This window comes from Nocardia sp. NPDC127606, assembly GCF_042671725.1.
Lineage (GTDB): Bacteria > Actinomycetota > Actinomycetes > Mycobacteriales > Mycobacteriaceae > Nocardia.
Window position 1 is genome coordinate 307304 of sequence record NZ_JBHXWQ010000004.1, and the last position, 12742, is coordinate 320045.

The following is a 12742-nucleotide window of genomic DNA, read 5'->3' on the forward strand; positions in this document are numbered from 1 at the left end:
CTTCGAGTTGCGTGGCCCTGCATGGTGACTATTCGGTGCCGTCGGCCCGCAGTGTCGCCCACGCGGCGGCGGCGAGCTCGGGGGCGACATCGGTTGGCGCGGTACGGATATTGCCACCAAGCCACTGGCGTGAGTATTCCTGTGCCGCACCCAGCCACAACGCGTAGACGAGATCGAGTTCCAGGTCGCGCACCGCGCCGTATCCCGCGTGCGTGCGCCACCACCGCCGCACGGCCGTGAGGAACTCCACATTGCGCTCGCTCTCCCGGACGCCGGGCGGCCGCGAACCGGTGAGAACCGTTGCGCGATATTGATGTTCGTGCACCCAGCGCAGGTGCGCACGCACCCCGGCCTCGACGCCGGTGCGCGCGTCGGGACTGTCGGCGACGGCATTCCAGAAGTGTTGCTGGTAGTCGGTGAGCGCGGCCACCCAGACCTGCCGGTAGAGGTCGGACTTGTCCGGAAAGTGGTGGTACAGCGCGCCGACGCTGGCATCGGCGGCGGCGCGGATATCGCTCAGCGTGGCATCGAGGACGCCGTGTTCGGCGAACTGGCGCTCCGCGGCGAGCAACAACCGATCTCGCATCTCCATATACAGAATTTAGTTCGGTCCGGCCGACGCGGCAAGAGCCGATATGTCGGTGCGATGCGGTAAGACGGAACTGTGCCCCGGTGGCTCCTGCATGTGGATCTCGACCAGTTCCAGGCGGCGGTGGAATTCCGGCGTCGCCCTGAGCTGCGCGGTCAGCCGGTGATCGTCGGCGGCGAGGGTGATCCTGCACAGCCCCGCAAGGTCGTGACCTGTGCTTCTTATCCCGCGAGGGCCTATGGGGTGCGTGCGGGGATGGCGTTGAGAATGGCGCAGCGCAAGTGTCCGGAGGGTGTTTTCCTGCCGGTCGACATGGCCGCCTACGAGGTGGCCTCCGAAGAGATCATGGCGACGCTGGGCCGGGTGGCAGGCGCGGTCGAGGTGTGGGGAATGGACGAGGCGTTCGTCGCCACCGACGGCGATCCGTGGCAGCTGGCCGCCGACATTCGTACCGCCATCATCGAACTCGGCCTCACGTGCGCGGTCGGCATCGGCGACAACAAGCTCACCGCTAAGCTCGCCACCGGTTTCGCCAAGTCCACCGGCAAGACCTCCGCCGAACCCGAGCACGACCCCGGCGCCGCCACCGGCATCTTCGAGCTCACCGCCGCCAACTGGACCGAACTCATGGGCCACCGCCCCACCGACGCGCTCTGGGGTGTCGGTGCCCGCATCGCCCAGCGCATGGCCGACCTCGACATCACCACGGTCGCCGACCTCATGTCCGCCGATCGCACCCGCCTGGCCGCCGAGTTCGGCCCGAGCACCGGCCCCTACCTGTGGGTCCTCGGCCACGGCAAAGGCGACACCGAACTCTCCACCACCCCACGAATCCCATTGGGCCGCAGCAAATCCGAGACCTTCCCGCACGACCTCACCGATCCCGGCGAAATCCGCCGCGAGGTCGCCCGCATCGCCACCGAGGTCGCGGAGGAGATGCGCGAACACCACCGCATCAGCACCCGGGTCTCGGTCACCGTCCGCACGAAAACCTTCTATACCCGCAGCAAACAGCAAAAACTCCCCACCCCCACCGACGACATCACCACCATCGCCGACACCGCCCTGGCGATCATCGACCGCTTCGACCTGGACCGCCCGATCCGCCTCCTCGGCGTCCGCCTGGAGCTCCTTCCGCCCTGATCCAGCTGTGTCGGTCACGGCAGTGTCGGATCAACTATGTTCGGTGAGTACATGGGTAACTCACCGGGGACGGGCCAACACGAGTTCGGCCGATCCGGCGGCCGCGTCGCTACCGGTAGCGACGATAAGTCTGGCCAAATTACCCGGAGAGGCGGATCTGTGTTCTCTGCGATGGTGGCCCGTGAATCCGATGGTGGGATCGTTCTCGCCCGTGAAACGGTGGGAGACGACTTCCTCGGTAGCGGCGAGGTGACGATCAAGGTTCATTACTCGAGCGCGAATTACAAAGATCTGCTGGCGATCACGCCGCGCGGTGGGGTGGTGCGCAACTATCCGATCGTGCCGGGCATCGACCTCACCGGTGAGGTGATCGCCTCGGAGACCGATGACTTCGCCCCCGGCGACCAGGTCATCGCCCATGGCTACGACCTGGGTGTTTCCCGCAACGGCGGCTTCGCCGAGTACACCAGGGTGCCTGCCGAATGGGTGGTGAAGCTCGACGGCCTCGACACCCGCGACGCCGCCACCATCGGTACCGCGGGCTTCACCGCCGCCATGAGCGTGCAGGCCCTGCTCGACCACGGCCTGATCCCCGACGACGGCGCCGTCCTGGTCACCGGCGCGACCGGCGGTGTCGGCACCGTGGCCATCGACATCCTCTCCGGCCTCGGCTTCGAGGTGATCGCTTCCACCGGCAAGACCGACGCGAACGACCTGCTCGCCGAGCTGGGCGCCAACGAGGTCATCGGCCGGCTCCCCCTCGACCCCGATGCCAAGCCGCGCCCGCTCAACAAGGCCAACTGGGCGTCCGCGGTCGACAGCGTAGGCGGCGCCTCGCTGGCGCACGTCCTCAGCGCCATCGGTTACGGCGGCGCGGTAGCGGCCAGCGGCCTCACCGGCGGCGCCGAGCTTCCCACCACCGTGCTTCCGTTCATCCTGCGCGGCGTCAGCCTGCTCGGTATCGACTCGGTCCAGCTCCCGATCGAGAAGCGCCGCGCCCTGTGGACCGCACTGGGTAAACAGCTTCGCCCCCAGCATCTGTCGACGATCGAGTCCTTCACGCCGATCACCGAGGTCGGCACCGTCCTGCAGTCGATCAAGGACGGCACCCACTCCGGGCGCACGGTGATCGGCGTGGCCAACGAGTTCTGAGCCGTCGAGAAGCTCATCGACACGACGACGTTACGGATAATGTAATACTGTAACGATCATGATGCTCCGCCCCGACGGCACCACGATCACTGACGAGTCCGCGATCGCGCTGGCCGCGTCCATTCGTGCCCGCGAGGTCAGCGTCCGCGCGGTGATCGATGCCCACATCGCTGTGCTGGAACGTTTCGCGCCTGCCACGAACGCCGTGGTGGTGGACTGCTACGACACCGCGCGGGCACAGGCCGACGCCGCCGACGCCCACCTCGCGACCGGGCCGGCGGACCTGCCACCGCTGTTCGGCGTCCCGATTACCGTCAAGGAATCCTTGGCGGTCGCGGGCTTGCCCAACACGGCGGGTGTCGTGGCTCGTCGACACCTGCGGCCCACCGCGAATGCCACTGTGGTGCAAAGAGTTCTGGACGCGGGTGCGATCGTGCTCGGGCTGACCAACACCGCCGAGGGGTGCATGTGGCTCGAGTCGACGAACCGGGTCTACGGGCGAACCGGCAACGTGCACGACCGGACACGGACGGCGGGCGGGTCATCGGGCGGTGAGGGCGCCGCCGTCGGCAGCGGCGGCTCCCCGCTCGGCCTGGCCACCGATACCCTCGGCTCGATCCGAGTTCCCGCCTTCTGCAACGGCGTCTTCGGACACCGCCCGTCGACCGGCCTGCTCCCGACCACCGGCGCGTGGCCACCGCCGTTCGGCGTGGCCGCCCTGTGTTCCAACGGGGTCATCGCCCGCCGTGCGGCCGACCTCATGCCGCTGCTGCGGATCATGGCGGGCCCCGACGGGACCGATCCCCTGGTCCGCGCGGCCACCCTCGGCGATCCGGCGACGACGTCGATGCGTGGCGTGCGCGTCGTGCTGCTCGACGAAGCCTTCGCCCCCGGTTTCGGCCGTGAGGTGCTGGCTGCGCGTGACCGCGCCGCCGCCGCGCTCACCGAGGCGGGCGCCGAGGTCGCCCGGGTACCGATGCGCTCGCTGCGGACGATCGGGCTCTTCGCCACGATCGTGCTGGCCGAGGAGACCGGGATCAGCTTCGCCGAGATCATGCGCGGCGAGGGTGCCGACATCCTCGCGCCGGGACAACTCACCGCCCTGCACGGCGACCACACCCTCGCTACCCGCCTCCTCGCGCTCGGCGAGCTGATCGCGGCCCGGCTACCCGGCCGGGTGGCCCGGCGCATCACGGCCGCCGCACACCGCACGGCCGCCGAGGTCACCGAAATCATCGGTGACGGATTGCTCCTGCATCCGACCCTGAGCACGGTCGCGCCCCGTCACGGCCACACCACCGGCCGCCTGTGGCGCACGAACACGGTCGCGGCGTTCAGCCTCGCCGGGCTCCCCGTCACCCAGGTGCCGCTGGGCCGCGGCACCCACGGTTTGCCACTCGGGGTCCAGGTGGTCGCGGGGCACAACCGCGATCACCTCTCGATCGCCGCGGCCTTCACTCTCGAGAAGGCGTTCGGCGGCTGGGTCCGGCCGCGGGGTTGACCACTCCCCCCGGCTGACGGGGTCGGCGTTCACGTGCTCGCGGCTGTGTCATCGCCACGCGGTATCGACGGCTCGGCCGGAAAAGACGCCGGGAACAGTTCGCCGGTGGGGCGGCGTAGGTAGTCGCGCTCGGTGTAGGCCGCACGCATCCGGTCGAACAGTGACTGCGCTCGCCGGGTCATGGCATGCAGGTCGACACCGGGAATTACCCCGTCACGCAGGGTGATTCGGCCGGCGACCATGGAGAAATCCGCCGCGCGCCCGGTGCTGTTCATGCACAGGGTGCGGATCGGATCGTCGAGGACGCCGTCGCGCGGGTCGTCGAGGCGGAAGGCGACCAGGTCGGCGGTCGCCCCCACCGCGAGCTTGCCCAGGTCCGGGCGGTGCAGCGCTGCGGCACCGCCGAGGGTCGCTGCCGACACATAGTCGCCGTAGGTGGCCGCGTCGAGCCGCGACGCCAGCACCTTGGCCAGGGTGACGCCGATGTCGATGCCGCGCACCAGATCCGGCGGGAACGAGTCGGTGCCGAGGGCGATGCGCACGCCCGCCGCCCGGTACCGATCGAAGCTGTCGAGCGCCGATCCGTGTCTGGCCGAGGTGAGCGGGCAGTGCACGATCGACGCTCCCGACGCCGCGAGGGTGCCGAGATCGTCATCGGTATCGGCGTCCACGTGCGGGTTCGAGTCGATGTAGATCCCGTGGGGGATCAGCAGATTCGGCCCGAGGAGACCGGTCTGTTCGAGCACGGCCAGCGGTGACTTACCGAACCGCTCGATCACGAACGCCCGTTCGTGCAGCCCTTGGAGCGCGTGCAGCCGGACCAGCACGCCGGTCGTAGCGGCGAGCGCGGAGGTCCGGTGCAGCAGATCCTCGGACAGCGTCTCGATCCGGCACGGCAGCAGCGTCCCGTGGATCAGATCGGTGTCCTGCGCCGAGGCCCACTCCAGGAACCGCGCCGCACCCGCGAACCCGTCGAGCCCGAGTTCGTCGTTCCAGTAGATGGACCGCGAGCCGTCGTCGTCGACCACGTTGACCCCGGATCGGTACGCGGGCCCGAGGTAGACCCGCAGGCCGAGCCGCCGCGCGGACTCGGCCATCGCCACGGCGTCGGAGTAGGTCTCGGCCCAATCGCTGTGCACCTCCGACGCGATCGGCATCGCCGTCGTCACCCCGTGCAGCAGCAATTGGACGAACCCGTACTCACGGATGAACGCCCGCTCCTCGGCGTCGAACACCGCGCGCCGCCGATGCGTGGCGTAGTCGCGCGACCATTGCAGACCGAGGCCGAGCTCGCGCGACTGCCACGAATCCAGGATCGTGTGGTCGATGTCGGTGAGCGCGTCGAGGTCGATGAGTCCGGGCATCAGCACCGCATCGCCGAGCTCGATCGCCTCGTCGACGGTCTCCGCACCGCGCGGCCCGACGGCTACGATCCGCGAATTTTCCACCACCACTTCGGCATCGGCGAGCATCACGGGCCCGCCGCTGAGCCCAGACGCGAGCACATGGCGTGCCCGAACACTGCGCCGCACCTCAGCTCCTCCCCCTGCCCCAACGACCGGGAATCTCGAATCCGTCCAGTGCCGTATCGACGGAAACGACACGGCCCCGGTGGATTACGGTGCGATCGGCGGGTCGGTCCATCACGGCCGAGGTCGGGCAGGCCGCGTCGACAAGGAAGAACTCGGCGGGGTCACCGACCGTGAACCCCGGATGTGGGTCGCTCCGGTCGAGCGGGCGCAGGCTGCGGTCGATCACGCTCGCTCCACCCCAACTGGCCACGGCGAGAGCGTGTTCCACGTGCTCGTCGGATCCGAACCCGTTGACGAACGCGAGTTGCCAAGCGCGGTCGAGCATGTCGCCGTTGCCGTAGGGCGACCAGTAGTCCCGCTGACCGTCCATCCCGACCCCGACCCGCACGCCGGCCGCGGCCAGGTCGAGCAACGGCAACGCCCAGCCCTGCGCGCCCGCCGCGTGGGTGAGGGCGATGTCGAACTCCGCCAGCTGCTCGATCGCCGCAGGCACACCGGGCAGCCCACCGGCCAGGCACCGGGCATGGGAGATGGTCGCCAGACCGGTCATCCCGAGCGCCCGCACCCGTTCGATGATCAGCGACAGGGTGAACAGCCCCAGCTCGCCCGCTTCGTGCAGGTGGATGTCGACGCCGACCTGATGCTTCTCGGCCAGCCCGAACACCGCGTCGAGATGTCGCACCGGATCGCGGTCGAGTTCGCACGGATCCATCCCGCCGACCAGATCGGCCCCGGCCGACAGCGCCGCGTCCATGAGGTCGACGACACCGGGTTCGAGCAGGATTCCGACCTGCGGGAACGCCACGATCTCCACATCGCACACGTCGGCGTAGCGTTCCCGCGCCGCGAGTTCGCCTTCGAGCTTCGTGAGCCCGGAATCGGCGTCTACCTGGGCGTGACTGCGAATCCTGGTGGCCCCGTTGGCCACTGCCACCGCGAGGGTGAACGAGGCGCGGTCGGCCACGGAACGTTCCGCCGACCGCCAGTGCTCGCGATCGTTCATGATCCGGCCCCACCGTCCCGGCATCCCGGTCTGGGCTCGGAACGGCAGCCCGAGCCTGCTCGAGTCGAGATGCAGGTGCACATCCGACAGTGCGGGCAGGATCAACCGGCCCGCGCCGTCGACGAGTTCGCCGGCGGGCACCGGCGAACCGGTGGCCGCGGATACCGCGGCCACCGTGCCGTCCTCGATCAGCAGGTCCACCGGCGGGCCGCCCCAGGGGCGAACATCGGTGATCAACAGCGAATCACCCACGCGCTCAGTCCTTGCCGAAGGTCGCGGCGTCGACGGTGATCATCCCGTCCGCCCGCGGCTTCCAGTTCAGCGCCGGGTCCACCGCGTAGCTGGCATCGGGGGTGTAGAGGCCGAGCAGCAGTGCCTTGGAATCGTTGAGGGTGAACAGCTCTCGGTAGACATCGATCCTGGCCTGCCCGGCGACGGTCCTGGTCTTGGCGACCAAGGCTTGGGTTTGCGGCAGCATCGCGTAGTCGTTCCACTGTCCGCCGAACATCGAGGCGATCGGGGCGTCGCCGTCCATGGTGGACGGCGCGTAGGTGTTGAGGTAGATGCCGGTGGCGGCCTTCTTCGTGTAGATCATCTGGGAATGGCTGCTCTGGTCGGTGCCGTGCAGGGTGATGGTGATGCCTACCTCGGCCAGGTCGGCCTGGATCGACTGGGCGATCTCCGAGCTCAGCGGGATGCGCCCGTTCGTCGCGTACTGGAACGGGATCGGCGTACCGTTGTAGCCCGCCGCGGCCAGCAGCTGCTTGGCCTTGGCCGTATCGCGCACCGGGGCAGGGTATTTCGGGTCATAGCCGCCGACGTTCTTGGCGACCAGCTGGTTGTCCACCGTCGCGCGGCCCGCGAGCAGACTCTTGACGATGGCGTCCCGGTCGATCGACAGCGCGATCGCCTCGCGTACCCGCTGGTCGGCCAGCGGACCGGCTGTGGCGTTCATGCCGAGGAAGGTGACGCCGTTGGAGACCCGCGACTCGATGTGCACACTCTTCGAATCATCCACGGCGGCAACCTGGTTGGGGGCGATCAACGCCACATCGAGACTGCCGGACTGGACGCCGTTGAGCCGGGCGTCGGCGTCGGCCACCGTCTTGAAGGTCACGGTCTCCAGTGCGGCCTTGTCGCCCCAATAGTTCGGATTGCGCTTGACGACGTATTCGACTCCGCGCGTGTAGTGGTCGAACACGAACGGGCCCGAGCCGACCGGTGCGGCCGCGAATCCCGCGGAACCCAGCGCGCGGTAGACACTTTCGGGCACGATCGAGACGCCGGTGGTGATGGTCGGCCACGCGGAGAAGGGCGCGTTGAGGCTGAACACCACGGTATTGCCGGGGCCGGCGGCGGCGGAGGTGAACATCTCCATATAGGTGGCCGGATCGCCGTTGGGCGTCGCCTTGATCTGGTTGTAGGTGAACGCGACATCGGAGGCTTTCACCGGCTCGCCGTTGTGGAACTTCGCGTCCTCCCGAATCGTGAACGTCCACTGGGTGAAATCGGCGTTGTGCTCCCACGAGGTCGCGAGCTTCGGGCCGATCACGCCTTCCGCGTCGAACCGGGCGAGCTGGTCGAAGGTCGCGAAGTAGTAGTTGTAGCCTGCCAGCGAACCGTCGCTGATCGGGTCGGGCACATCCGTCGGTTCGGTGACCGCGCCGACCACGAGGGTCTTCGTCGACGCGGTGTCGGTGCCCGCGGGTGCGCAGGCACTCAGGGTGACGGTGGAGAACGCGAGGATCGCGAGTCCGGTAGCCACACTGCGGGTGATCGGTCTCATGGGTTTCCTAATCTTTCGTGGAGCGGGGAAGTGGGTGCAGGCACGCCGCGACATGCCCGGCGGGCCCGAGCGGCTCGAGTTCCGGTATGCGCGTGGCGCATTCGTCGGTGGCCAGTGGGCAGCGGGTGCGGAAGGTGCAGCCGCTCGGCGGATTCGCGGCATCGGGGAGCTCGCCGCGGATCAGCGTCGAGGTGTCGCGGTGGCGTTGATGGGGGTCGGGAACGGGAGCCGAGGCGATCAGCGCGCGCGTATACGGATGCCGGGGGCTGGTGAACACGTCCTCGGTGGCGCCGATCTCGACGAGCTTGCCCAGATGCATCACCGCGACCCGGTCCGACAGGTGCCGCACGACCGAGAGATCGTGGGCGATGAACAGATACGACAGGCCGAGTTGTTCTTGCAGGTCTTGGAGCAGGTTGATCACCTGGGCCTGCACCGAGGCGTCGAGCGCGGACACCGGTTCGTCGAGCACCAGCACCTCCGGCCTCGGCGCGAGCGCCCTGGCGATCCCGAGCCGTTGCCGCTGCCCGCCGGAGAACTCGGCCGGGCGCCGATCGAGCGCGTCCGGCCCGAGGCCGACCTGTTCGAGCAGTTCGAGCACGCGGTCGCGGGAGTAGCCGCCCGCGATCCGGAGCGGCTCGGCGATGATGTCGTGCGCGCTCATCCGCGGGTCGAGGGAGGAGTACGGGTCCTGGAACACCAGCTGCACCCGGTTGCGCAGCGCCCTGCGCGCGGCCGGTCGCAGGGCGGCCAGGTCGTGGCCGAGGATGCGCACCGAACCCGCGGTCGGGGTGTTGATGCCGAAGATCGTGCGCACCAGCGTGGACTTTCCGCCGCCGGATTCGCCGACCAGACCGAAGGTTTCACCGCGTACGACGCCGAAGCTCACACCGTCGAGGGCACGCAGTCTGCGTTTGCCGATGAGACCGCGCCTACTGGTGAAACTCACCTCGAGGCTGTCGACCCTGATCACTTCCTCTGCGGTATCGATCATGGTCATGCCGAAATGTCCTCTCGGAGAGGGGCAGCGAGCGCGGGCGGGCAGGCGAGCGCGCGCCCGTCGCCGAGGGCGACGAGAGGTGGTGGGGCTGTGTCGCATTCGCCGTTCTTGCCCGCGAACTCACAGCGCGGGGCGAAGCCGCACCCGGCCGGGCGTTTCGTCGGTGACGGTGGCGAGCCCGGGATGGCATAGGCGCGGCCCGCGCCCGCCTGCCCGAGCAAACTGCCCTGCAGGCCACGGGTGTACGGGTGGGCGGCGTCGTCGAAGATCTGCCACACCGTCCCGGTCTCGACCACCCGGCCCGCGTACATGATCGCCACCCGATCGGCGTACTGGGCGACCAACCCGAGATCATGGGTGATCAGCACCATCGCCGCACCGCTGCGGGCGCGTGCCTGTGCCAGCACCTCCATGAGCTGGGCCTGGATGGTCACGTCGAGCGCGGTGGTCGGCTCGTCGGCGATGAGCACCGCCGGATCGTTGGCCATCGCCATGGCGATCACCGCGCGCTGGCGCATACCGCCCGACCACTGGTGGGGATAGGCGCGCGCCCGTTCAGCCGGTTGTGGAATACCCACGGAGGTAAGGAGTTCGACTACCCGCTGCTTGCGCTTCTTGGCATCGAGCCGCTGGTGCACCGCCAGCGCGCGACCGATCTGCGTGCCGACCCGGCGCACCGGATTGAGGGTGGTCATCGGGTCCTGGAAGACCATGCCGAGTTCGGCACCGCGCAGCCGCCGCAGGGTTTCGTCGTCGGCGCCGACGAGTTCGTCGCCGCGGAAACGCACGCTGCCCGAGAAGATCGTCAGTGCCGGGGGGAGCAGGCCCAGGGCCGCGAGCATCGTCACCGACTTGCCCGACCCGGATTCGCCGACGAGACAGAGGACTTCGCCCTCTTCGAGGCGCAGACTCACCCCGTCGACGAGCACCACGCGTTCGCCCGCGGCCGTCTCGTAGCCGACGGTGAGATCGGTGATCTCCAGCAATGCGCTCATGCCACAACCTCTTTCGTGAGAGCACCGCGACGGGCGCGTGGTGCCCGCCGAACTCGGCGCAACCCCTGGCCTTCATCGGTGAATCGCCGACTGGCCAGCAGGGTTCCGCCGATCACCAGCAGCAGCGCCACCGCGGGAACGATCGTCAGATAGGGGGCCTGGCGCAGGTACTTCTGCCCGTCGGTGATCATCAATCCCCAACTGGGAGTGGGTGGTTGCACGCCGAGGCCGAGATAGTCGAACGACGAGATCATGATCAGCACATTGCCGAGATCGGCGGTCGCCAGAATCAGCACGGGGACCGTGACGTGCCCGACGATGTGCTTGCGCATCACCCAGCCCGAGCGCGCGCCGAGCAGCTTCGGCGCGATCACGAAATCGCGACCGGACAGCCCGAGCGCGACCGAGCGCGCCACCCTGGCATAGCCGACCCAGAAGGTGACGCCGAGGATCGTCGCCATCAGCGCGGTACTCGGCCCGCGAATCGCCGACACCGCCATGATCACCAGCGTCATCGGGACCGCGAGCTGCACATCGGCGACACCCATCAGCACGCTGTCGGTGACACCGCGGAAGTAGCCGGACATCGTGCCGATCGTCATGCCGATCACCGCGTTGACCAGCACGATCACCAGAACCAGCCCGAGCGTGATCCGCCCGGCCAGCGCCAGCCTGCTCGCCAGGTCGCGACCGAGCGAATCGGTGCCGAGCGGGTAGTTCCCGGTGCTGAACGGCGCGGAGAACGCGGCCGCGAGTTCCTGCCCGTAGGGGTCGTAGCCGGGGAAGAGGGGATACAGCAGGGAGAACAGCACGACCGCGAGGATCATCGCGACGCCCGCGATCGTGGCGTAGTCGCGGGGACGGATCATCGGACTCTCGCTCTCGGATCGATGACGCCGTAGAGGACGTCGATCCCGAAGTTGACGATCACGAAGATGGTCGCGATCACCACCAGGCCGGACTGGACCACCGGAAAGTCCCGGTTGAACACCGCATCGAGCATCAACGTGCCCAAACCGGGCCAGGCGAAGACGTTTTCGACGATCACCAGCCCCCCGAGCAGCGTGCCGAGCGTGATTCCGGAGATGGTGAGCACCGGCAGCAGCGCGTTCGGCAGCACATCGCGCAGTAGCACCGAGGACCTGCGCTCGCCGCGTGCGTACGCGGTGCGCACATAGTCCTGGGAGCTCTCGGCGACCAGCGAGTTGTCCAGCAGCCGTGAGTAGACGACGAACTGCGCGGTGGCGATGGTGAGGGCGGGCATGATGATCGCGAGCGGATCGGCGCCGGCGAGCGAGGGCAACCAGCCCAGCGTCACCGAGAACACCAGGACCAGCAGCAGCCCGAACAGGAAGTCCGGCACCGCCAGTCGCGCCGCGCCGACACCGAGCGCCACTGCGCGCAGCGACCAGCGGCCGCTGAGGTGGATGGCGAGCACCACGGCGAAGGCGAGTGCGAGACCGATCGCGAAGCCCGCGACACCGAGTTGGAGCGAAGCGGGCAGGCGTTGCAGGACCAGCGTCATCGACGAGGTGCCGGTCTGCTGGTACGAGTCACCGAAATCGCCGGACAGCACGCCCGTCACGTAGTCGAAGTACTGGGTCAGCGGCGGTTTGTCGAAGCCGAGTTCGGCTTCCAGCGCCGCGATGTCGGCCTCGCTCGCCGTTTCCGGCAGGAGGGAGGCCACGGGACTGCCGGTCGATCTGCCGAGCAGGAACGCCAGCGAGATGACGGCGAACACGGTGATCACCGCCTGGGCGAGGCGGCGGATCAGATAGACGGCCAACACTGATCCTCTCTGTGGGCCGAGAATGTCATTCGGTATACAGAATTGGATTCCCGTGTATCCCCATTGTGTTCCGAAAGTTTCGGGTCCGTGAATGATTCGATGGTGCCAACCGGCAGTAATACGCGCGTCAAGCCCGGTACTCGACCCATTGCGCAAGCTTGGGCGCAGGTCGTCTGAGGTGCGCAAAGATATATTTGGTCTACCGGATTGAATTCGGTGGGTCCGCCGCTAGACTGCGCGATCGCCGGCCGT

The 12742-nt window shown here is 68.3% G+C and carries 11 protein-coding genes; 3 read left to right on the forward strand and 8 right to left on the reverse strand.

Annotation, left to right across the window (positions count from 1 at the left end; genetic code table 11):
• Nucleotides 1–28 precede the first annotated feature (28 nt).
• Nucleotides 29–592: a TetR/AcrR family transcriptional regulator gene (locus ACFVJ5_RS21075; protein WP_379222356.1), complete on the reverse strand. Its 564-nt coding sequence runs from the start codon at nt 590–592 to the stop codon at nt 29–31.
• 72 nt (nt 593–664) lie between these two features.
• Here ACFVJ5_RS21075 and ACFVJ5_RS21080 point away from each other — a divergent pair, with 72 nt between their 5' ends.
• The 3 genes from ACFVJ5_RS21080 to ACFVJ5_RS21090 all read left to right on the forward strand — a co-directional run bounded on the left by ACFVJ5_RS21080 (nt 665) and on the right by ACFVJ5_RS21090 (nt 4385).
• Nucleotides 665–1732 carry a DNA polymerase IV gene (locus ACFVJ5_RS21080; RefSeq protein ID WP_379222358.1) on the forward strand — a complete coding sequence of 356 codons (1068 nt, stop codon included), beginning with the start codon at nt 665–667 and terminating at the stop codon, nt 1730–1732.
• 171 nt (nt 1733–1903) lie between these two features.
• A complete protein-coding gene (locus tag ACFVJ5_RS21085) occupies nt 1904–2884 on the forward strand; it encodes an acryloyl-CoA reductase (protein WP_379222683.1) in 981 nt (326 codons plus the stop codon).
• A 58-nt stretch (nt 2885–2942) separates the two neighbouring features.
• Nucleotides 2943–4385 carry an amidase gene (locus tag ACFVJ5_RS21090; RefSeq protein WP_379222360.1) on the forward strand — a complete coding sequence of 481 codons (1443 nt, stop codon included), beginning with the start codon at nt 2943–2945 and terminating at the stop codon, nt 4383–4385.
• A gap of 29 nt (nt 4386–4414) precedes the next feature.
• Here the strand turns inward: ACFVJ5_RS21090 and ACFVJ5_RS21095 are convergent, their stop codons facing one another.
• The 7 genes from ACFVJ5_RS21095 to ACFVJ5_RS21125 are packed head-to-tail and all read right to left on the reverse strand — an operon-like array spanning nt 4415 to nt 12487.
• Nucleotides 4415–5917 carry a chlorohydrolase family protein gene (locus tag ACFVJ5_RS21095; RefSeq protein WP_379222362.1) on the reverse strand — a complete coding sequence of 501 codons (1503 nt, stop codon included), beginning with the start codon at nt 5915–5917 and terminating at the stop codon, nt 4415–4417.
• 1 nt (nt 5918) lies between these two features.
• On the reverse strand, nt 5919–7172 hold the full coding sequence (locus ACFVJ5_RS21100) for an amidohydrolase family protein (RefSeq protein ID WP_379222363.1): 1254 nt from the start codon (nt 7170–7172) through the stop codon (nt 5919–5921).
• A 4-nt stretch (nt 7173–7176) separates the two neighbouring features.
• The gene (locus ACFVJ5_RS21105) at nt 7177–8706 is read right to left on the reverse strand and encodes an ABC transporter substrate-binding protein (protein WP_379222365.1); all 1530 of its coding nucleotides are present in this window, start codon (nt 8704–8706) and stop codon (nt 7177–7179) included.
• A 7-nt stretch (nt 8707–8713) separates the two neighbouring features.
• Nucleotides 8714–9706, reverse strand: a complete 993-nt coding sequence (locus tag ACFVJ5_RS21110) for an ABC transporter ATP-binding protein (protein ID WP_379222367.1) — start codon at nt 9704–9706, stop codon at nt 8714–8716.
• A complete protein-coding gene (locus ACFVJ5_RS21115) occupies nt 9703–10701 on the reverse strand; it encodes an ABC transporter ATP-binding protein (protein ID WP_379222369.1) in 999 nt (332 codons plus the stop codon). Before ACFVJ5_RS21115 ends, ACFVJ5_RS21110 begins: the two co-directional genes overlap by 4 nt.
• Nucleotides 10698–11570: an ABC transporter permease gene (locus tag ACFVJ5_RS21120; RefSeq protein WP_379222370.1), complete on the reverse strand. Its 873-nt coding sequence runs from the start codon at nt 11568–11570 to the stop codon at nt 10698–10700. The genes ACFVJ5_RS21115 and ACFVJ5_RS21120 overlap by 4 nt, the downstream gene beginning before the upstream one ends.
• Nucleotides 11567–12487: an ABC transporter permease gene (locus ACFVJ5_RS21125; RefSeq protein WP_379222371.1), complete on the reverse strand. Its 921-nt coding sequence runs from the start codon at nt 12485–12487 to the stop codon at nt 11567–11569. The genes ACFVJ5_RS21120 and ACFVJ5_RS21125 overlap by 4 nt, the downstream gene beginning before the upstream one ends.
• Nucleotides 12488–12742: the final 255 nt, after the last annotated feature.